This is a genomic window from Streptomyces sp. S.PB5 (genome assembly GCF_030403745.1).
In the GTDB taxonomy this organism is placed as follows: Bacteria; Actinomycetota; Actinomycetes; order Streptomycetales; family Streptomycetaceae; genus Streptomyces.
In genome coordinates this window covers 75,968-95,469 of the sequence record NZ_JAQMWP010000006.1, presented here as the reverse complement: position 1 = coordinate 95,469, position 19,502 = coordinate 75,968, and the positions used below count along the sequence as shown (strand labels likewise).

Genomic DNA, 19,502 nt, shown 5'->3' with positions numbered 1-19,502 from the left:
CACCCCGACAACACCCCGGCAACTCACCGGCAACTCACTGACAACAAAGGCAAGTCGACGTATCGAAGAAACTCTGTACGATCCCCGATCATGCGGAGATTCAAGTCAGCAGTAGTCAGTGCCGTTCTGGCATTCGCCGGTCTCGCGGCGACCGCCGGTGCCCCCGCCCACGCCGCCACCGGCGTGGACTACGTGGCCCTCGGCGACTCGTACGCGGCCGGTGTCGGCGCCGGCCACTACGACAGCGCCGCCGGTGACTGCAAGCGCAGCTCGCTCAGTTACCCGGCCCTCTGGGCGGCCGTGCACGACGAGGCCCGGCTGACGGACGTCTCCTGCAGCGGCGCGACCATCGCGGACGTCCGCGCCGGCCAGCTGTCCGCCCTGAACACCGGCACCGACCTGGTCACGCTCACCGTCGGCGGCAACGACGCCCAGTTCTCCTCCGTGGTCAAGGCCTGTCTCACCGAGTCCGACAGCTACTGCAGGACGGCCACGGACTGGATGTCGTACTACGCGAAGAACCAGCTGGTCGACGAACTCGCCGCGCTCTACAAGGACATCAAGGCACGCGCCCCGCACGCCGAGATCATCGTCCTCGGCTATCCGCAGGCGCTCTCCACCATCGGGACCTGCCCGGTGATCGACCTCAGCGCGGCCAAGCGCACCTACATGAACAACCTCGCCGACGCGCTGGCCGTGGGCGCCGAGGCCGCGGCGGCCAAGGAGCCGGTCACCTTCCTCGATGTGCGGGACGCCTTCAAGGGCCACGGCGCGTGCGGATCCGACTCGTGGATCAACGACCTCACCGCCGGGACCGAGGTCTTCCACCCCACGCCGGCGGGCTACATCGGCGGGTACTACGGGTCACTCGAGGCCGAGCTGAGCTGAAGCCCCCCCATGCACCCCCGGGTCGGCGGCCACCCCCGCCGTCGGCCCGGGGGTTTCTCATGGTGTCACCGCGTGGTGAGGCGGGGTGGCCGGGGCCATGGGGCCCGCCTCGTGGAGGTGGCGGGCCAGATGGGCCGGGTCGGTGTCGTCGCGGGAAGCCAGTTCGCGGGCCAGGGCGGCATGGCGGAGCTGGCGGGAGGACGGGGTCTGGGTGCTCAGGACGACGTCGCGGGGGAGTTCGGGGAGCCGGTAGCGGCCGGTGCCGCCCGCGGTGGGGTCCGCGTCCCAGACCAGGATGCCGGCGGTGACGGCGGCGTCGATCAGGGGCAGCAGTTCGTCGGGGGCGAGGCCCTGGACTTCGGCGAGCAGCCGGATGTCCAGCCACTCCCCGTCGGCGGCGGCGTAGGTCAGCAACGTCCGCGCCTGCTCAGGGAGTTCGAGGAAACGCGCGTGCAGGATGCCCCGTACGGCGGCCGGGATCTGTGTGCCGCGCTGTTCCGGGGGGAGTTTGAGCAGCTCGGCGAGGGTGAAGGGGTGTCCTTCAGCGCGCCGGTTGAGTGCCGCCGCCTCCTCGGGCGTGCTGTTCTCGCCGTGTGCCGTGAGGAGTTCGGTGACGTCGTCGGTGGTCAGCGGGTCCAGCGTCAGCCAGGTCGCGCCGAGCAGGGCCAGCTCCGCGAGCAGCTTGCTGGAGACGGGGGCGTCGGGGTTGCGCAGGGTGCACACGAACAGCACCGGGGCTTCCCGCACCACCTTGGCGAGCCTCAGCAGCAGCCGGTGGTAGCCCTGCGGTGCCTGGTCGAGGTCGTCGACGACATGCAGGGTGGGGCCCGCCGTGAGCTCACGGACCACCGTGGCGAGCGGGTCCTTCTGCGCGACCTCGTCCTCGGCGGAGTCCCGGCCGTCCTGCCGCAGCGCGTCCAGGAGCTGGACGGTGGGACAGGTCTGGGAGATTCCGCGGTTCCCGCTCAGCGCCTGCCCTGCCTTGGTGCGGGCGACGGTGAACCCGGCCGCCGCGGCCCGTGCGGACAGCTCCTCCATCAGCCGCGTCTTGCCGGATCCCTGCCCCCCGTGCACCACGGCCCACTGCGGCCGCCCCGCGGCGGCGACCTGCAACAGGGCGGTCAACTGCGCGGTCTCCGCCCGCCGGCCCACGAACGGCACCGGCGCGGACAGCGGACGGGGGGCGGCGGAGTCGGGCCCGGCGGAGAGGCCCGTACCGGAAGGACCCCGGTCGTGCGCGCCGGAAACACCGGAAACACCGGAAACACCGGCAGAGCCCAGGGACTGCGGTCCGAGTACGACGGCGTCGTGCCGGAGTATCGCGGTGTGCAGGTCCCTCAACTGCGGGCTTGGGTCCAGGCCCAGGTCGGTGGCGAGCATGTCGCGGAACTTCTCGTACCGCCGCAGCGCCTCCACGGGCCGCCCGGCCGCGTACAGCGCCCGCATCAGCAGCGCCCAGGACGTCTCCCGCAGCGGTTCCCCGAGGACGAGGTCCTCGGCGACGTCGATGGCCTGCTCGGTCTCGCCCTGCTGGACGAGGATCGTGGCCCGCAGTTCCTTGGCGTCCTGCAGGGCGGCGTCGAGCCGGGTCCGCTCGCGCCGGGCGAAGGCGTGCTCGGCGGCCTCGGCGAGGGCCTCGCCGCGCCACAGGGCGAGCGCGGCGTCGATCTCCTGGCGGGCGAGCGGGAGTTGACGGACCCGCAGGGCCTCGCGCGCCCGGCCGACGGAGTCCTCGAACAGTGCGCTGTCGCGGGCCTCACGGGGTGCCTTCAGGGCGTACCCGGAAGGCTCGCTGACCAGCAGCGTGGACGGGCTGGGGTCGAGGACCGCGCGCAGCCGGCTGATGTGGGCGCGCACCGAGGAGGCGGCGCCGGTCGGCCGGTCCACGGGCCACAGGTCGCGCAGCAGGATCTCCTGCGCGACGGGCCGTCCGTCCTCGACGAGCAGTCGCAGCAGCAGCAGTCGGCGCTGCCGGGGGCCGAGGTCGAGCGGGACGCCGTCCTTCGTGACCTCGACGGCGCCGAGGACACCGAACCGCAACGCGGGTACATGACATGAGTTCAACGGGCGGGCCTCCTCCTGACGCGGATGCAGGCTACTCCTTGAACACGAAAGCACTTTCGGCGGTCATCAAATGGTCACAATCGGCCACAGGACTCGGTACGGCGTCGGCGTCGACGGCCGCCGCGGTCAGACCCCGGCGCCGCCGACGCCGTAGCCGTGTCTCAACGGCCCTGCCCCTTGCCGGAGTTGGAACGGCCGGAGGACGACGAACGCCCGGCGGACGAGGAGCGCCCGGTCGACGCGGTACGGCCGGTGGTCGCCGCACGGCCCGTGGATGCGGCACGGCCCGTGGACGACGTACGCCCTGTGGACGCCGTGCGTCCCGCGGCCGCCGTGCGTCCCGCCGAGGCCGAGCGCCCCGTGGACGAGGTGCCGCCCGTGGTGGGGGAGGCGCCGCCCGTCGTGGCGGAGCCGCCGCGGCGGCCCTGGCCGGAGCGGCTGCGGCGGCCACGGCGGGAGCCCGAGCCCGACCCCTTGCCCGAACCCGTGGGGCCCGGCTGGTTCTCCGTGACCGGCGGCGCGATGACGACGGGGACGCCGGAGGGTGTCCGCGCGCCCGTGATGCGGTTCAGTTCGGCCTCGCCCGAGCGGACCTTGGTGGTCGTCGGGGTGATGCCCGCGTCGGCCATCAGCCGGGTCATGTCGCGGCGCTGGTGGGGCAGGACCAGGGTGACGACGGTGCCGGACTCGCCCGCGCGGGCGGTGCGGCCGCCGCGGTGGAGGTAGTCCTTGTGGTCGCCGGGCGGGTCGACGTTGACGACGAGGTCGAGGGCGTCGATGTGGATGCCGCGGGCGGCGACGTTGGTGGCGACCAGGGCGGTGACCTGGCCGTCCTTGAACTGGGCGAGGGCCCGGTTGCGCTGGGACTGGGACTTGCCGCCGTGCAGGGCCGCGGCCCGTACGCCGACCGCGAGGAGCTTCTTGACCAGCCGGTCCGTGCCGTGCTTGCTGTCGAGGAACATGATCACCCGGCCGTCGCGGGCGGCGATCTCGGTCGTGGTGGCGTGCTTGTCGTCGTCCTCGACGTGCAGCACATGGTGGTCCATGGTCGTGACGGCGCCCGCGGACGGGTCGACGGAGTGCACGACGGGGTCGTCGAGGTAGTCGCGGACCAGCCGGTCGACGTTGCGGTCCAGGGTCGCCGAGAACAGCAGCCGCTGGCCGTCGGGCCGCACCTGGTCGAGCAGGGCGGTCACCTGCGGCATGAAGCCCATGTCGGCCATCTGGTCGGCCTCGTCCAGGACGGTGATCGCGACCCGGTCGAGCCGGCAGTCGTCCCGCTCGATGAGGTCCTTGAGCCGTCCCGGCGTCGCGACGACGACCTCGGCGCCGCCGCGCAGAGCCGACGCCTGGCGGCCGATCGACATCCCGCCGACGACCGTGGCGAGCCGGAGCCGCAGCGCCTTGGCGTACGGGGTGAGGGCGTCGGTGACCTGCTGGGCCAGCTCCCGGGTGGGGACGAGGACCAGCGCGAGCGGCTGCCTGGACTCGGCCCGCTGTCCCGCCGTACGGGCCAGCAGCGCGAGGCCGAAGGCGAGGGTCTTGCCGGAGCCCGTGCGGCCACGGCCGAGGACGTCACGGCCGGCCAGCGAGTTGGGCAGCGTCGCGCCCTGGATCGGGAACGGGACGGTGACCCCCTCGGCGTCCAGGGTGGTCAACAGCCGGTCGGGCAGATCGAGTTCGGCGAACGTCTCGACCGCCGGCAGCGCCGGGGTGACGGTCACCGGGAGGGCGAACTCCCCACCGGCCGCCGCGGGCCGGCCGCCGCGAGCGCCACGCCCGGTCCTGGCCGAACGGGCGGGAGCGCCCTGCCGACGGGAGCGGGAGGAGCCGGTGTTCGTACGGGCCGAGCGGTTCATGGGGACCTTCCCTCGATACGGCACTGTCGCGCATACGCCGGGGCCCGCACCCGAAGGTGCGGGCCCCGGCCTTTGTGTACGCGTCAGCGTCAGGCGGGAACGATGTTCTCGGCCTGGGGGCCCTTCTGGCCCTGAGTGACGTCGAAGGTCACCTTCTGGCCCTCGAGCAGCTCACGGAAGCCGGACGTCGCGATGTTCGAGTAGTGGGCGAAGACGTCGGGGCCGCCGCCGTCCTGCTCGATGAAGCCAAAGCCCTTTTCCGAGTTGAACCACTTCACGGTGCCGGTCGCCATCTTGAATCTCCTAAGGAATAGGCACCGGAAACAAAAAGAGTGCCCGCCGACGGAAGGTCGAAGAGCACTCAGAAGCCTCTGGTAACCAAAACTGCCACTTCATACCAAGCTATCACAGGTTCCTTGGAAACCGAGACGAAACTTTGGTGAACCCTGTGCGTGCATCCGCTAGCATGTTCGGGCTCGCGACGAACCCCCCATCTGGCGCGATGAGCAACCGAATCGGGCATAACTACCAAACTGGTCAAATATCTTGATACCGGAATCATCGCGGGCGTCTTCGCGAATAACGAGAAGAGCAGTGCTCGGCGCTGCGGGCGTGGCGTTCCTCGGACTCTTCGTCGTACTGGAGATCGCCGCACGCCACTACGGCCTGCGCGGACCCCTCACCTACCAGCTGCGCGAGCTGGCCCTCCCGCCCAAGTCAGGCGGCCTGCTCTACGCCGGCCTGGCGCTGATGCTGGTCGTGCTCCCCTGGCGGCAGCGGTTCCAAGCTCTCGGCGCCGCCATAGGCATCGACCTCGGCCTCGCCCTGGTCCGCTGGGCGGCCGACATCCCCCTGCACGGCGGCCACGCCTTCGGCACCGGCGCGCTGTGGGTGATCCTCGGCTACGGCGTCATTGCATACACCCGCCGCACCGGCCCGGAACGCACACTCCTGTTCAAGGGCGTGGGGATGGCCCTGCTGCTGATCACCGGCCGCAAGGTCGGCGACACCTGGCTGCTCCTGACCTCCAGCGCCCTCCCGAAGGTGCTCGACCAGTACGTCGCGACCGCCGACCACGCGCTCGGCGAACCGTCCTGGCTGGTCGGCCGGATCGTCGGGGCCACCGGCCCGATCGGCTTCAACACCCTCGACTTCGTCTACGGCAACCTCGCCGTGGCCGCGGTCGTCGCCTCGCTCTACCAGCTGCGCAACGTGGCGGCCGAGGGCCGCTTCCCGCGCCACCACCTGGTCCGCACCTTCGTGGTGATCGGCCTCCTCGGCCCGGCCGTCTACATGATCTACCCCGTGGTCGGCCCGATCTTCGCCTACGGCAACGGCACCGAGCACTGGGCCGGGGTCGCCCTGTGGGCGGAGACCCATGACACCGCCCGCTGGGCGGTCGCCGACCTGTGGCCGCGGACGCTGCCGCCGATCACCACCCCCCAGCTCATGCCGTTCGACGGGATCACCCCGCGCAACTGCATGCCCAGCCTGCACACGGCCTGGGCCGTCGCGATCTACATCCACACCCGCAAGTGCCCGCGCGCCGGGCGGTACGCGGGCACGTTCTGGCTGCTCGCCACCCTCACCGCGACCCTGGGCTTCGGCTACCACTACGGCGTCGACCTGGTCGCCGGCGTGGTCTTCGTGCTCACCATCGAGGCGGCCCTGCGCACCTACGACCAGGGCTGGGACCGCTCGGGGCTCCGGCTGGTCGCGTACGGCGCCGCGGTCTTCACCGCGCTCCTGCTGTCGTACCGCTTCCTGCCGGTGCAGATGGCCGAGCGGCCCTGGCTCTCCGGGCCGCTCCTGCTGCTGGCGATGGCCTCGGTGATCTACGGCTACATCCGCACCACCGCACGCTGGGAACCGGCCGCGGAGCAGATACGGCAGCCGCAGCCGCAACCCGAGACGGTCTGAGCGTCACCCGGGAATGTCGGGCTCGTACTCGTTGCGCTCCCATTCGGAGGCGCCGAGCGGGTAGTCGTACGCGGGGCGGCCCACATTTCCGCTGGTGCGGAAGGGCTTGCCGTTGTCGTCGACACGGGCCACACCGTGCCGGTCGCCGCTGGACCACTCCAGTTCCAGATACCAGCTGACGTTGTGCGTCCGGGCGTTCGCGAAGATGTAGAAGACCTCGGGGTCGGACTCGCTCACCTTGTACGGAAAGTCCCGCTGACCGGTCCTGGGCGTGATCACGGGCCGCCCGGCGTCGAGGTCCGTCTCGAACGCCGCGCTCTCCACGTCGCCCCCGCAGCCGACGCCCATCGTGAAGTCGTTCCAGGCGAGCGGCGCGCTCTTCTCCACCACCCGCACATGCAGCGCGTCGAGGACGACGGTCGCCTTCCCCTTCCCCTGCACGGTCAGCGCGACCATCTGCTGCCCGCCCGTGACCCCGCCGAGCGCGGTGGTCCACCCGCGGGCGTCCGGTTCGGTCGGCGGCGGGGGCACCTGCTCGGGCGCCCGGTCGATCAGGATGTGCGGCCCACAGGGGTTCTCCCACTTGTACGGGTTGACGGCGACGGCGGGCGCCGTGGCCCCGTCCCGGACCGCGTCGCCCTGAGCGGCCTCGCTCCGGGAGGGCGCGGCCGCAGGACCGCCGCTCGCCGACGCCGAAGCGGATGTGGATGTGGACGGTGACGCGGAACCGGCCGTCGCCCCCGGCGACCCGGAGGCGCCGGCACTCGCGCCGGCGGACCGGGAGGCTCCCACGGACCCCTTCCCCGACCGGTCGTCGTCACCGCCGCCGCCGGGCACGAGGTTCGCCGCGACGAGCGCCGTCGTCACAAGGACGGCGGCGACGGCGGCACCGGCGAGGGCGACGGTACGGCGACGGGGGCCGGGGGAGGCCGCCAAGGGGGCCTCCGCCAGGGGAGGTTCGACCTCGGCGGGAGCTTCGGCGGCTGCCGCGGGCGCCGCTGCCGCTGTGGCCGGCTCGCTCGCTCCGGTGGTGCCGGACGGCTCGGACGGTTCGGTCGCCTCGGACGGCTCGGTCGCCGTGGCCGCCGCAGCCGCCCCGCCCCCCGACTTCCGCCCCCGCATCGCATCCGCGAGCACCCACCGCCGGTGCAGCTCGACGAGCTCCTCGGGCGTCGCCTTGCACAGGCGCGCGAGCCGTTCCACGGGCGCGTAATCCGTCGGTACGGCATCCCCGTTGACGTACCGGTGAAGCGTGGACGCACTCATGTGCAGCCGCTTCCCGAGCACCCCGTAACTGAGCCCGGAGCGCTCCTTCAACTGGCCCAGCAGCTCCGGGAAATCGTCCCGCGCCACGGTTCCTCCCTCTCCCCGCGTCCCGTGCCGTCGTTCCAGGGGGAGGTCATTTCCCCAGGTCAGAGGCGTTGCAAGCATTCCGGCGTCCCGGATGCCCGGGCAGTTGTGGCGGCCGGGACGGATCACCGCACAAGCTGTGGTCATCCAAGCACGCCGCTCCCGGCACCCGGTCGAGCGGCCCATGCGGGACCGATACCGAAGTCCGTAACACCCAAGGGGGACCACCATGTTCACTCGCACCCACCGCACCCGTGTGCTCGCCGCCGCCGCGCTCATGGCCGCCACGCTGACGCTGACCGCGTGCAACAGCGGGGACGGCGTCAACGACGAGGGGGCACCGGCGGGTTCGGCGTCCACGTCCTCCGGCTCGCCCTCGACCGGGGCGGGCGAGGGGACCGGCGGTACGGGCAAGGCCGATCAGACGGGCGCGAACTCCGAGGGCTCGACGGGCGGTTCGAACGCTTCGAGCGGTACGACGGGCGGCTCGGGCGCCACGGGTACGTCGGGTTCGTCGGGCTCCGGGGCGTCCGGTTCCTCCGGCTCCAAGGGTTCCCAGGACTCGGATTCCGACTCCGACAACATCGTCGCCTGCACCCCCGCCACCACCCGGACGACCGCCACGGAGGTCTCCCGGCCGCTGAACCACATGCTCCTCACCGTCACCAACACCGGTTCGAAGATCTGCACCCTCGTCGACTACCCGGCGGTCAAGTTCACCGGCTCCCAGTCCGTCCCGCCGGTCATCAGGGACTCCATCCCGCAGGCCGTCGTGACGCTGGCCCCGGGTGAGTCGGGCTACGCGGGCATCCTGCTCTCCGCCGCCGACGGCAACGACGGCTACACGGCCAAGTCCCTCGAGGTCTACTTCAACCTCAAGGCGAACAGCGCCGCCAAGCCGTCCCTCCCCAAGAAGGGCGTCTACATCGACTCCTCGATCCAGGTCACGTACTGGCAGTCCACGATGGCCGACGCGCTGGCCTGGTGACGCGCTGAGCACGGCGACCGGCTGAGAGCACGAGGAGGGGCCCGGGGTGAGAACCCCGGGCCCCTCACAGCAGCCCGAGGTCCCGCGCCCGCAGCGCCGCCTGTGTGCGGTCGCGCAGGGCGAGGCGCTTGAGGATGCGGGAGACGTGGTTCTTGACCGTGCCCTCGCTGAGGTAGAGCCGTTCGGCGATCTCCCGGTTGGTGTGGCCGTGGGCCACGAGCCGCAGGATGTCCGTCTCGCGCGGGCTGAGGCCGACGGCGGGAGCCTCGGCGGCGGTGGATCCGGGGAGCGGCCGCGGGAGGAAGGCGGTCAGCCGGTGGGCGACGGACGAGTCGAGCTGGGTGACGCCCGCGTGCGCCAGGCGGACCGCGCGGGCGAGTTCCTCGGCGGGCAGGTCCTTGAGGAGATAGCCGTGCGCCCCGGCCCGCAGCGCCTGGACGACGTACTCCTCGTCGTCGAACGTCGTCAGCATCACCACCCGGCATCCGGGCGCCCGTTCGCGCAGCACGGCGACCGCCTCGACCCCGTCCATGCCCGGCATCCGGACATCCATGAGCACGACGTCAGGCCCCAGTTCCAGTGCCCTCGCGACGGCGTCCCGGCCGTCGACCGCGGTGCCCACGACCTCGATCCCCGACCGGATGGACAGCAGGGAGGCGATGCCGTCCCGGATGAGCCGCTGGTCGTCCACCACCAACACCCTTACGGGCGCCTCGTCATTCACGATTCACGCCACCGCCTCCCCGCCCGTGTCGGACGGCGTCCCGCGCGGCACGGTCACCGTCACCCGGGTGCCGGCCCCCGGACCGCTCTCGACGTCGACGCTCCCCGCCACCAGCTGCACCCGCTCCCGCATCCCGACCAGCCCGACCCCGCCGGAGGCCGAGTCCGGGACGAAACCGCGACCGTCGTCGATCACCTCCAGTCGCGCCGCGCCCCCGTCCAGCCGGACCACGACGACCACCTCCGAGGCCTCCGCATGGCGGCGCGCATTGGTCACGGCCTCCTGTGCGGCCCGGTACAGGGTGGTCAACTCCGCCCCGCCATAAGCCCCTTCGTCACCGCTCACCTCGACCCTGACCCGCGGCCGCGCCGCCGTACCGTCCCGCGCCAGCCCGGCGAGCGCCGCCGCCAGCGAGGGACGCGTTGCCTCGTCGCGCAGCGCGCGCACGGACTGCCGTACGTCGGCCAGCGCGAGCCGTACCGACCCTCGCGCCTCCTCCAGGGCCCGCCGGGCCGCGTCGGGGTCCAGGCTCTGGAACTCGGCGGCCATCTCCAACTGAACGGACATCGCGGTGAGATGGTGTCCGAGGCTGTCATGGATGTCCCGGGCCAGCCGGTTGCGCTCGGTGGCGGCGGACAGCTCGGCGACCCGAGCGGCGTACGCCTCCACCTCGATCCGCGCCCGCTGCTCACCGACGGCCACCGCCGCCATCGAGACCGCCAGCACCAGCCCGACGCTGAGCATCAACAGGTCGGCCACCCGCTCCTGTTCGCGGTACCAACCGGGCGCGGTCAGCACATACGCGGTGAGCAGCCCGGCCACACACAGCGCGCCCAACGCCAGTGCGACGCCCCGGCCGAAGGCGAAGTAGGCGGTGAACGGCACCAGCACGAACAGAACTTGCGACAGCCCCGAGGAATCCAGCACCACCACCGCGCCGATCAGCACACAGCGGGCCGCCAGCACCGCCGCCCGGGAGGACGGTGACGGCCGCGACGGTCCGGTACGCCGTGACGCCACCGCCTCCAGTCCGAACAACGCACCCACCGCACCGACGAATCCGGCGGTCCGCCACCCCACCACCCCGGGCCCGTCGCCCAGTCCGGCAGCCGCCGAGTACAGCCCGCCCACCAGCACGACGCCGTACAGCACCGGAGCCACCCACCGCACGGGCACATACGCCACCATGCGCACCCCCTCCACCCGCTCCCGCCAGGCTAGGCCGCGCACGACCGTCACGGGACACCGCCGACCACATCCCGCCCGGTTCGAGCCCGGTTCGAGCCCGACGGCACCTGACGAACGGCACAACCCGGCACGCAGGACGGTGACTTCCGTCCGCCGATGCGTGCCGTTCTGCACCTCCCGACCCCGCCCGGCGGCTTCCTACGGTGGCGACCACCTACCGTCCGAGCAACCGGAGCGGCCCCATGTCCTCATCGACCTCTCGCATCGGCGCCCTCTGCGGGGTTCTCGCCGGCCTGCTGACCGCCGTACCCGGCCTGGTGGAGGCGTTCACCGGAGAGACCTCGGCGACCGGCGTCCCGCTGGCCTTCGCCCCCGCCGTCGCCCTGCCCCTGCTCATCGCACTGCACCAGCGCCAGGACGCGGCCGCCGGGAGCCTGGGCCGGATCGCCATCGCCCTGAACCTGACCGGCCTCGGCCTGTTCGGCGGTGCCGCGTTCGCCTCGAACCTGGTGCTCTTCCACTTCGACGAGCACCTCGTCGACGAGACCCTGGCCGGCAGCCCCACCGTCCCCGTCTTCCTCGCCTCCGCGACCGTCTTCGCAGCCGGCTGCGCCCTGTTCGGCACCGCCATGATCCGCGCCCGGGTCTTCCCGAGGCTCCCGTCATGGTCGTACGCCGTCGTCCTCCCGCTCTTCGCCTTCCTGACCGCCTTCCCCGAATCCCTGCTCACCAGTTCGCTGCACGTCGTGGTCGGCGTCGTGCTGATCCGGCTCTCGGTCGCGCTGTGGGGCATGGGCGACGGGGAGGCCGCGACCTCCCCGGTGAAGTCGGCGCTGGCGAAGTCCCCGCAGGGCTGAGGCCCGCCCCCGCCGGCCGGCGGCACCGCGCGGAGTCCGACCCCCGCGGTGCCGCCCGGCGGTGCCGCGGGGGCCGGATCCGGTGGTGGCTGTCAGCCGTCCTTGCCCATGGCCTTGCGAACGGCGTCCCGTGTGCGGTCCATCAGGGCGGCGATCGGGCCCAGCATGAGATTCTTGGCCGTGGACTCGGTCCCGGGGTGCGGGTGGGTCGGGGCCACCGATTCGGCCGCCTTCAGGGCGGTGGCCATGGCGGCCAGGCGGGCCTTGTCCGCGTGGCGGCGGATGTGGTTGAACTCGTAGCGCTCCTCCGCGCGGGCGTGCTTCATGACGTCCAGGCGCAGAGTCTGCAGCTCGGTGAGGAACTTGGGGTCGTCGGTGTCCATCTCGTCGAGGCGGGACAGGAGTTCCTTCGCGGCCCGCTCCTCGGCCAGCCGTTCGTCCGCCACCTTCGCGCCGTCCGGCACGGACGCGCGGGTGAAGGGACGGACGACCTCCTCCTCGGCCGTCTCGTGCACGGCGAGAAGCCGCACCAGGTGCCGGAACGCCGACCGGCGCTCGTCCCCGCCCGTCCGCTCCACCTCGTCGAAGAGGTTGCGGATGTCACCGTGCTGACGCATCAGCAGCGCGACGACGTCGGCGTCGCTCGCGGCGATCCCGGCCATGTCAGCTCCTCTCCCGTGAGGCGACGTCCGGGTGCTCGCCCTCCGTCTCGATGCGGTACTCGCGGCCGAACATCTCCCGGTGCTGGGCCATCACCCGCTCGCTGGGCGGCTCCTCGCCGCCGTGGATCCGCTCCTGCATCTGCTCGAACCGCTCGTGCGCGTCCCGGACATAGCCGGTACCGAGGGTGGTCAGGTCCATCTGGGTGTCCAGCAGACCCCGTACGAACTGCTTGTTCTCCTCGAAGGTCAGCACGTTCGGCAGCTCGGGTGCGAGGAACTCCCGTGGCTCGCGGCCGTCGTGACGGCGCAGCAGATCGCAGGCGATGCGCAGATGTTCGAGCTCCATGTTCAGGTGCAGCTCCCAGATCGTGCGCACCTTGGGGTCGGACTCCTGCTCCATGAAGGAGTGGTAGAGGTAGCACTCGTTGTACTCGTGGTGGACGAGCTGCTCCCACCACGACTCACCCGGGTCGACCAGCGACTCGTAGTGCGTGACGTGCTCCTCCTCGATCAGCCCGATCTCCTGGTACAGCTGGCGGGCGATCGGCTCCATGTACTGGGGGCCGACGTTCATGTAGAAGTTCATGGTCTGCTGCTCCGCCGACATGATCGTCAGGGCGTGCAGCCGGGAGAGCGGGTTGACCGTCGTACGGTCGTACGGCTCCCGTACGTTGTCGGCCGGATCGCGGTGGTGGAACTTGGTCGGCCGGCCCGGCATGACCTCGGTGAGCCCCTCGACGATCGACTCCGCCTTGCGGTGCTCGATCATCTCGTACAGGTTGGCGTACCGGTACAGATGGTCGAAGTCCTCCAGCACGCCGAACTCGTACGCCTGCCTCAAGTACGGGTCGGGTTCGTGGCGGGCGATCCAGCCCGTGAGGTCCACCGCGACCTGCTCGTAGGAGATGGTCGTCTCCAGCACGGAGGCGAGGCCGGGCAGCAGCCAGTTGACCGCCTTCTGCTGCTGTGCCTCGATGTAACGGACCTGCGCCAGCTGCCGTTTCACCTCGGGGTCGGGGCAGTGGCGGGCGAACTGATGGCTGAAGAGGATCGCCTCGACCTCGATCCCGTTCATCGCGATGATGCGGCATTTGGTGTACGGGTCACCGTGGTCGGGATCGACGGGTTCGACGTCGAGTTCGCGCCAGTTGCGCAACTGGCGTTCCAGAGGGATGCCTTGATGGTCCAGCGGGTTGAATCCCATGAGGGTCTCCTCGGCTGATGGCCGGAGCGAGCCGCGCGGGTACCCGTGCCTTCCCGGTGTAACCGATGTGTGAAGGCCGGGGCGGAAGGATTCAGCCGGACCGAGAGGAGGCTCGGCTACGCCGAGGTGCTCCGCGTGGCGCCCGCCGAGGCAGGCCCTGTCGCTTTCGTCGCCTTGGTCTGCTTCGTCGGGAACAGCAGTGCCGTGGCGGCCCTGGAATGCAGCGACTCCAGCGTCTTGATCTGCCGCTCGGCCCTGCGCAGCAGCTCCTCCAGACGGTCGGCGTCCAGGCGCGTGTCCTGTGCCGAGGCGGCGAGCAGCCCCCGCCAGAGGGCCGCCTTGCCCTGCGCCCCCAGCCGCAGAGCCTCCAGCTCGATCAGCACGGAGAGCCCGGAGCGGCGCACCAGCCGCCCGTTGGGCTTGGCCCGTCCGGCCTTCTCGCCGAGCCAGGCCCCGTACACCTTGTAGCGCCGCACGGGGACGTCGAGGTCGCCGAGGAGGCGGACCAGGGCCTGCCGGTCCTGCGAGATCTCCTTCCGCAGGTTCTCCAGCGCCTCGCCGAAGGGCGACCGCCGATGCTCCTGGGCCGTGCGGCGGGCGAGTTCGACGCCCGCCGTCGCGCCCGCCAGATGGTCGTTGAGATAGATGACAAGCCGTTTCTGCCGGGCCGTACCGTCCTCGGAGATTCGCGCTGTCGTGTTCATGGTTCCCCTCCGGCTGCCGAGTCCTGTGACGGTCTCCGAGTGCCCCCGCGGGGCCGGTCCACCGCACGGCCCGCGGAAACCGGCGGCCGGGGTCGCGTGAGACTCTTGGTGAGGAGACGGGGCCGGTGTCCTCGTCGAACCCGGCAGCCCCTCCGAGGACCGCCTCAAGATCCTCACCAGCCCGGCGGCCGGCCCCTCCCGGGTGGGAGAGCCCGGCGACCGGCTCGGCTGAGCGACCTGTTCTGCCCGCCCCGGCCCCGTGCCCCTCGCCGCGGTCTACTTGGGCGGCAGGCCCGCGGCGAAGGCGCATCCCTCGTCGAGCCAGGCGCCGAGCGTGTCGTCCTCCGCGACCGCTGCCCCGTCGACCACGACCCAGCCACGCATCGGACGGCCGGTCATGTCGAAGACGCGGGTGCCCGGCCGGGCGATGGCGGTGCCGGTCGCGTCGGGGCCGACCCGGACCATGAGGTCGTCGCCGGTGACGCCGACGGCCATGTTGCCGCCGTACAGGAACGCCACTGCGCCGAACATCCGCTTCTCGGTGACGGCCGGATCCGCACCGAGCCGCTCCCGGATCCGCTGCGCGAGCCCTTCGTCGTACGCCATCGTCGTCTCACCCCTGTTCGGCGGGCTCCTGCTCCAGCAGTCGCGCTTCGAGGTCACGCAGGTCCTTGACCAGACTGCAGCGGACCTGGCGGGCCGGCAGCGGTGCCGCCAGCCGGTGGAACCCGCCCTTGCCGCCCCGGACCCGGATGCGGGCGAGGGTACCGTCGGGGTGCGGGTCGAAGGTGTGCGTGATGTGCATCGGCAGGGGGCCCGCCACGGAAACCATGTCCAGCAGGCGAGGCGGTTCGTACGCGGCGACCCGCAGGACGTAGTCGATGCGCCGGCCCAGGAAGTACGCCGTACGCGTCACCTCGGCGCCCGCCCCGAACCCGCCGCCCTCCGCCTGCGCGGTGAGCTCCGCCGTACGGATTCCCTGCGTCCAGTCGGCGTCGTGGCGCCAGTCCATGGCGTACCCGGCCACGCGGCCGGGCGGCAGCGGGACGACCCGTTCGGCCGTCACGTCGATCGTCATGACATCGAGTCTCCGCCGCACCGCGGACGGCCACCACCCGGTCGGCGCCGGACCGCCTGCGGAACCCCGCCGTTCCCTGTCACAGCTCCGCGGCCGGCCAGTCCAGCAGCCGGGCGCCGATGACGGCGGTCTGGAGCATGTAACGGTGGGCCGGGTCCGCCGGATCGGCACCGGTGAGCTGGTGGATGCGCTCCAGGCGGTACGTCATGGCCCGCACGCTCAGGGAGAGCCGGCGGGCGGCCTCGGCGGCGACACAGCCGGAGTCGAAGTAGGCGGTGAGGGTGTCCAGGAGGGGCCGGGCGCCGCCCCGGGCGGCGGTGAGCGGGCCGAGGGTGTTCACCACCAGGTCGGCCATGGCCTGCCGGTCGCGCGTGAGGACGGGGTAGACGAGCAGGTCGGTGGCGCGCAGCACCGGCTCGTCGAGACCGAGACGCTCCGCGAGTTCCAGCGCGCTCAGGGCCTCTTCGTACGACTGGACGACCCCGCCGGGGCCCGGCTGCGGGCGGCCGATGGCGACCCGGCCGCCGTCGGTGGCGGCGTGCGCCTGCTTGGCGAAGTAGGGCAGGACCTCGTCCTCGTGGCCGGGGGCGATGCACAGCAGCCGGCCGTCCTTGGTGGTGAGCAGGACGCTGCGGTTGCCGAAGCGGGCCATGAGGGCCTGCTCCACCTGCCGGGGCACCGCGCCGCCCTCGTCGTAGGCGGCCGGGCCCTGGGCGACGGCGACGGCGTGGGCGTGGGACAGGCGCAGCCCGAAGCGCTCGGCGCGTTCGGCGAGGCGGCCCAGGTCGCTGCGGCCGTAGAGGAGGTCGTCGATGAACTCCCGGCGCGCAGCCTCCTCCTGACGTACCGCCAGGCGCTGCGCGCGTTCGTAACCTTCGGCGAAGGCGTCGACGACCTGCTCCACGGCGGCGAGTGTGCTGTCGGCCGAGCCGGGGGCGTCCGGCCAGGCGGCGCGGGCGGCGGAGAGGTGGGCGACGACCAGGGTGCGCAGCCCGTGCCCGGCGTCCGCCGCCTGTTCCCCGAGCGCGCGCCGGGACTCGATCTCCTCGCGGGTGAGGCGGCGGCCGGTGGCCGAGACCTCCGCCAGGATGCGGGCATAGCCGTCCAGATACTGCTCGGGTATCTCCCGCTCCGTCATGCCGTCCCCCGCGATCTTGATGCCCCGGTGACGGTTTCTTAGCGGCTCACCGGCATGCAGACCCTAATCAACACTGCCGGGAACCGGCAATGCGCGGCCCTGTGCCCAACGGGCATCATGCCGTGCGGGGAGCACTGCGGACGGTTCCGGTGCCGGGCACCGGCAGGTGCAGGCACCGGAACCGAGAGCGAGCCGAGAAGCGTCCAGGGGTGCCGGGGATCGGCGGGAAGGGGGTCGGAAGATGCGGACGGCACTTGTCGAGGCCGCCACCGGCTTTCCCGTCCTCGTGTGCACCGCCGCCCTGGTCGTGGTCGCCGTCTTCTGGCTGCTGGTCGTCTCCGGTGCCGCGACGGTGGACAGCTTCGACACGGACATCGATCTCGGCGCCCTGGGAATGGGCGGTGTGCCGGTCGCGGTCGCGCTCTCCCTGCTGGCGGCACTCTCCTGGCTCCTGGGCGTCGGCGCGGCCCTGACGCTCGCGGCCCTCGCACCGACCGGTCCCGCGGCCGGGATGCTGCGGCTGGTGGTGCCGGTGGCCGGACTCCTCGCCGCCTGGTGGCTGACGTGTCTGTTCGTCCGGCCGCTGCACCGGCTCTTCCCCGACGAACCCGGCCCCGGCCCCGGCGGCGGCACGGCCCGGAACCGGCCCGTCTGAGCCCCGGCCCGCCTGAGCCCCGGACGGCCCTCTCGCGGACCGCCGTCTCCCGGACCGTCTTCGCCACTCCCTCGACCTCCTCATGCCTGAAGGACGTATGCCATGAATGCCATGACCCTGGGCATCGGCGTGCTCATCGCCGTCTGCCTGCTCGCCCTCTTCGTCGTCTCCCGGCTGTTCCGCAAGGTCGAGCAGGGCAAGGCGCTGATCGTCTCCAAGCTGCGCAAGGTCGACGTGACCTTCACCGGGCAGGTCGTGCTGCCCGTGCTGCACAAGGCCGAGGTGATGGACATCTCGGTGAAGGCCATCGAGATCACGCGGGCCGGCAAGGACGGGCTGATCTGCAAGGACAACATCCGCGCGGACATCCGGATCTCGTTCTTCGTGAAGGTCAACAAGACCGTCGAGGACGTCGTCAAGGTCGCCCAGGCCGTCGGCACCGCGCGGGCCAGCGACCAGAACACCCTCCAGGAGCTCTTCCACGCGAAGTTCTCCGAGGCGCTGAAGACCGTCGGCAAGCAGCTGGACTTCACCGACCTCTACACCAAGCGCGAGGAGCTGCGGTACCGGATCATCGAGGTCATCGGCGTCGACCTCAACGGCTACCACCTGGAGGACGCGGCGATCGACTACCTGGAGCAGACGCCGCTCACCCAGCTCGACCCGGCCAACGTCCTCGACGCCCAGGGCATCCGCAAGATCACCGAGCTGACGGCCGTGGAGCACGTCCGCACCAACGAGGCCCAGCGCACCGAGGAGAAGGAGATCACCCGGCAGAACGTCGACGCCCGGGAGGCCATCCTGGAGCTTCAGCGCCGCCAGGCCGACGCCGAGATCAAGCAGAAGCGGGAGATCGACACCGTGCGGGCCCGTGAGGAGGCGGAGACCGCGCGGGTGGTGGAGGAGGAGCGGCTGCGGGCGCAGGGCGCGTTCCTCAGGACCGAGGAACAGCTCGGCATCCAGCGCGAGAACCAGGCCCGGGAAATCGCCGTAGCGGCGAAGAACCGCGAGCGGGTCGTCGCCGTCGAGAACGAGCGTGTCGAGAAGGACCGGCAGCTCGAGGTCATCGCCCGGGAGCGGGAGACCCAGCTGACGCAGATCGCCGCGCAGAAGGAGGTCGAGGCGGAGAGGCGGGAGATCGCCGAGGTCATCCGGGAGCGGGTCGCGGTGGACCGTACGGTCGCCGAGCAGGAGGAGGCCGTCAAGACCCTGCGGGCCGTGGAGGAGGCGGAGCGGCAGCGGCAGGCGGTCGTCATCGCCGCCGAGGCCGAGGCGCAGGAGCAGCTGGTCAAGGACATCAAGGCCGCCGAGGCCGCCGAGCAGGCCGCGACCCACCGCGCCGCCGAGGAACTCACCCTGGCCGACGCCCGGTTGAAGACCGCCGACCTCGACGCCCGGGCCAAGCTGCGGCTCGCCGAGGGCGTCCAGGCGGAGGCCGCCGCCGAGGGGCTGGCCGCCGTCCAGGTCCGGGACAAGGAGGCGGAGGTCATCGAGAAGGCCGGCCGTGCCGAGGCCGAGGCGACCCAGGCGCGGATGCGGGCCGAGGCGGAGGGCGCCCGGGCGAAGGCGCTCGCCGCGGCGGAGGGCAGCAAGGCGCAGGCCCTCGCCGAGGCGGAGGGCATCGGCGAGAAGCTGAAGGCGGAGGCTGCCGGGCTCACCGAGAAGGCGGCGGCGATGGCCGCGCTCGACGACGCCTCGCGCGGTCACGAGGAGTACCGGCTGCGGATCCAGGCGGACAAGGAGGTGCGGCTCGCGGGTCTGGAGGTGCAGCGGCAGGTGGCGGAGGCGCAGGCCACGGTGCTGGCCACCGGGCTGGAGAACGCCGACATCGACATCGTCGGCGGCGAGTCGGTGTTCTTCGACCGGCTGGTCGGGTCGATCGCGCTCGGCAAGGGCGTCGACGGGTTCGTCCAGCACTCCGAGACCGCGCAGGCGCTGGCGAAGCCCTGGCTGGACGGCACGTCGAGCTTCACCGACGACCTCGGGCGCGTCCTGGGCTCGGTGTCCACGGCCGACGTGCAGAACCTGACCGTCTCCGCGCTGCTGATGAAGCTGATGAAGAAGGACGGCGCGAACGCCGGACGGCTCCAGCAACTGCTGGACGCGGCAGGCGAGTTGGGCGTCGCCGACGCCTCGCCGACCGCCCTGAACGGCAGTGCCGGGAGCTGACAGGCCCGTGGTCCGGAGCTGCCGCACGAGGGGACGGCAGCTCCGGCCCGCGTT

At 71.9% G+C, this 19,502-nt stretch carries 18 protein-coding genes; 6 read left to right on the top strand and 12 right to left on the bottom strand.

Annotated elements, in window-relative coordinates; genetic code table 11:
• The first annotated feature begins 90 nt into the window (after positions 1-90).
• Positions 91-888 carry an SGNH/GDSL hydrolase family protein gene (locus PH203_RS16895; protein WP_289920815.1) on the top strand — a complete coding sequence of 266 codons (798 nt, stop codon included), beginning with the start codon at positions 91-93 and terminating at the stop codon, positions 886-888.
• Between the two features lie 57 nt (positions 889-945).
• Here PH203_RS16895 and PH203_RS16890 read toward each other — a convergent pair whose 3' ends face one another.
• The 3 genes from PH203_RS16890 to PH203_RS16880 all read right to left on the bottom strand — a co-directional run bounded on the left by PH203_RS16890 (position 946) and on the right by PH203_RS16880 (position 5,104).
• Entirely contained in the window at positions 946-2,952 is a 2,007-nt protein-coding gene (locus PH203_RS16890; protein WP_289920814.1) for a BTAD domain-containing putative transcriptional regulator, read from the bottom strand.
• 161 nt (positions 2,953-3,113) lie between these two features.
• On the bottom strand, positions 3,114-4,811 hold the full coding sequence (locus PH203_RS16885; RefSeq protein WP_289920813.1) for a DEAD/DEAH box helicase: 1,698 nt from the start codon (positions 4,809-4,811) through the stop codon (positions 3,114-3,116).
• Positions 4,812-4,900: 89 nt separating this feature from the next.
• The gene (locus PH203_RS16880) at positions 4,901-5,104 is read right to left on the bottom strand and encodes a cold-shock protein (protein ID WP_289920812.1); all 204 of its coding nucleotides are present in this window, start codon (positions 5,102-5,104) and stop codon (positions 4,901-4,903) included.
• A 301-nt stretch (positions 5,105-5,405) separates the two neighbouring features.
• Between PH203_RS16880 and PH203_RS16875 the strand changes: the two genes are divergently transcribed.
• Entirely contained in the window at positions 5,406-6,731 is a 1,326-nt protein-coding gene (locus tag PH203_RS16875; protein WP_289920810.1) for a DUF5933 domain-containing protein, read from the top strand.
• A 3-nt stretch (positions 6,732-6,734) separates the two neighbouring features.
• Here the strand turns inward: PH203_RS16875 and PH203_RS16870 are convergent, their stop codons facing one another.
• Entirely contained in the window at positions 6,735-8,084 is a 1,350-nt protein-coding gene (locus tag PH203_RS16870; protein WP_289920809.1) for a helix-turn-helix transcriptional regulator, read from the bottom strand.
• A gap of 226 nt (positions 8,085-8,310) precedes the next feature.
• On the opposite strand from PH203_RS16870, the gene PH203_RS16865 reads away from it, so the two are divergent.
• On the top strand, positions 8,311-9,069 hold the full coding sequence (locus PH203_RS16865) for a DUF4232 domain-containing protein (RefSeq protein WP_289920808.1): 759 nt from the start codon (positions 8,311-8,313) through the stop codon (positions 9,067-9,069).
• 64 nt (positions 9,070-9,133) lie between these two features.
• On the opposite strand, the gene PH203_RS16860 is transcribed toward PH203_RS16865, so the two are convergent.
• Positions 9,134-9,793: a response regulator transcription factor gene (locus PH203_RS16860; RefSeq protein WP_289920807.1), complete on the bottom strand. Its 660-nt coding sequence runs from the start codon at positions 9,791-9,793 to the stop codon at positions 9,134-9,136.
• A gap of 3 nt (positions 9,794-9,796) precedes the next feature.
• Positions 9,797-11,023 carry a sensor histidine kinase gene (locus PH203_RS16855; protein WP_289920806.1) on the bottom strand — a complete coding sequence of 409 codons (1,227 nt, stop codon included), beginning with the start codon at positions 11,021-11,023 and terminating at the stop codon, positions 9,797-9,799.
• Between the two features lie 200 nt (positions 11,024-11,223).
• On the opposite strand from PH203_RS16855, the gene PH203_RS16850 reads away from it, so the two are divergent.
• On the top strand, positions 11,224-11,838 hold the full coding sequence (locus PH203_RS16850; protein ID WP_289920805.1) for a hypothetical protein: 615 nt from the start codon (positions 11,224-11,226) through the stop codon (positions 11,836-11,838).
• 92 nt (positions 11,839-11,930) lie between these two features.
• Here PH203_RS16850 and PH203_RS16845 read toward each other — a convergent pair whose 3' ends face one another.
• From PH203_RS16845 to PH203_RS16820, 6 genes are all read right to left on the bottom strand, one after another.
• Positions 11,931-12,500 carry a hemerythrin domain-containing protein gene (locus PH203_RS16845; protein WP_289920804.1) on the bottom strand — a complete coding sequence of 190 codons (570 nt, stop codon included), beginning with the start codon at positions 12,498-12,500 and terminating at the stop codon, positions 11,931-11,933.
• Between the two features lies 1 nt (position 12,501).
• Complete coding sequence (locus PH203_RS16840; protein WP_289920803.1) at positions 12,502-13,704, bottom strand: hypothetical protein; 1,203 nt, start codon at positions 13,702-13,704, stop codon at positions 12,502-12,504.
• Positions 13,705-13,820: 116 nt separating this feature from the next.
• On the bottom strand, positions 13,821-14,408 hold the full coding sequence (locus PH203_RS16835; RefSeq protein ID WP_289920802.1) for a hypothetical protein: 588 nt from the start codon (positions 14,406-14,408) through the stop codon (positions 13,821-13,823).
• 276 nt (positions 14,409-14,684) lie between these two features.
• Entirely contained in the window at positions 14,685-15,014 is a 330-nt protein-coding gene (locus PH203_RS16830) for a TfoX/Sxy family protein (protein ID WP_289920801.1), read from the bottom strand.
• A gap of 7 nt (positions 15,015-15,021) precedes the next feature.
• Positions 15,022-15,486, bottom strand: a complete 465-nt coding sequence (locus PH203_RS16825) for an SRPBCC family protein (RefSeq protein WP_289920800.1) — start codon at positions 15,484-15,486, stop codon at positions 15,022-15,024.
• 79 nt (positions 15,487-15,565) lie between these two features.
• A complete protein-coding gene (locus PH203_RS16820) occupies positions 15,566-16,624 on the bottom strand; it encodes a helix-turn-helix domain-containing protein (RefSeq protein ID WP_289920799.1) in 1,059 nt (352 codons plus the stop codon).
• Between the two features lie 241 nt (positions 16,625-16,865).
• Between PH203_RS16820 and PH203_RS16815 the strand changes: the two genes are divergently transcribed.
• Together PH203_RS16815 and PH203_RS16810 are read left to right on the top strand one after the other, a co-directional pair.
• On the top strand, positions 16,866-17,279 hold the full coding sequence (locus PH203_RS16815) for a hypothetical protein (RefSeq protein WP_289920798.1): 414 nt from the start codon (positions 16,866-16,868) through the stop codon (positions 17,277-17,279).
• 102 nt (positions 17,280-17,381) lie between these two features.
• Entirely contained in the window at positions 17,382-19,448 is a 2,067-nt protein-coding gene (locus PH203_RS16810) for a flotillin family protein (RefSeq protein ID WP_289920797.1), read from the top strand.
• Positions 19,449-19,502: the final 54 nt, after the last annotated feature.

Excerpts from the sequence above, each read along its gene's own strand:
- PH203_RS16815 (WP_289920798.1), top strand. The coding sequence starts at position 16,866 with ATGCGGACGGCACTTGTCGAGGCCGCCACCGGCTTTCCCGTCCTCGTG.
- PH203_RS16865 (WP_289920808.1), top strand. The coding sequence starts at position 8,311 with ATGTTCACTCGCACCCACCGCACCCGTGTGCTCGCCGCCGCCGCGCTC.
- PH203_RS16895 (WP_289920815.1), top strand. The coding sequence starts at position 91 with ATGCGGAGATTCAAGTCAGCAGTAGTCAGTGCCGTTCTGGCATTCGCC.
- PH203_RS16810 (WP_289920797.1), top strand. The coding sequence starts at position 17,382 with ATGAATGCCATGACCCTGGGCATCGGCGTGCTCATCGCCGTCTGCCTG.
- PH203_RS16850 (WP_289920805.1), top strand. The coding sequence starts at position 11,224 with ATGTCCTCATCGACCTCTCGCATCGGCGCCCTCTGCGGGGTTCTCGCC.
- PH203_RS16820 (WP_289920799.1), bottom strand. The coding sequence starts at position 16,624 with ATGACGGAGCGGGAGATACCCGAGCAGTATCTGGACGGCTATGCCCGC.
- PH203_RS16830 (WP_289920801.1), bottom strand. The coding sequence starts at position 15,014 with ATGGCGTACGACGAAGGGCTCGCGCAGCGGATCCGGGAGCGGCTCGGT.
- PH203_RS16880 (WP_289920812.1), bottom strand. The coding sequence starts at position 5,104 with ATGGCGACCGGCACCGTGAAGTGGTTCAACTCGGAAAAGGGCTTTGGC.
- PH203_RS16835 (WP_289920802.1), bottom strand. The coding sequence starts at position 14,408 with ATGAACACGACAGCGCGAATCTCCGAGGACGGTACGGCCCGGCAGAAA.
- PH203_RS16825 (WP_289920800.1), bottom strand. The coding sequence starts at position 15,486 with ATGACGATCGACGTGACGGCCGAACGGGTCGTCCCGCTGCCGCCCGGC.
- PH203_RS16845 (WP_289920804.1), bottom strand. The coding sequence starts at position 12,500 with ATGGCCGGGATCGCCGCGAGCGACGCCGACGTCGTCGCGCTGCTGATG.
- PH203_RS16885 (WP_289920813.1), bottom strand. The coding sequence starts at position 4,811 with ATGAACCGCTCGGCCCGTACGAACACCGGCTCCTCCCGCTCCCGTCGG.
- PH203_RS16840 (WP_289920803.1), bottom strand. The coding sequence starts at position 13,704 with ATGGGATTCAACCCGCTGGACCATCAAGGCATCCCTCTGGAACGCCAG.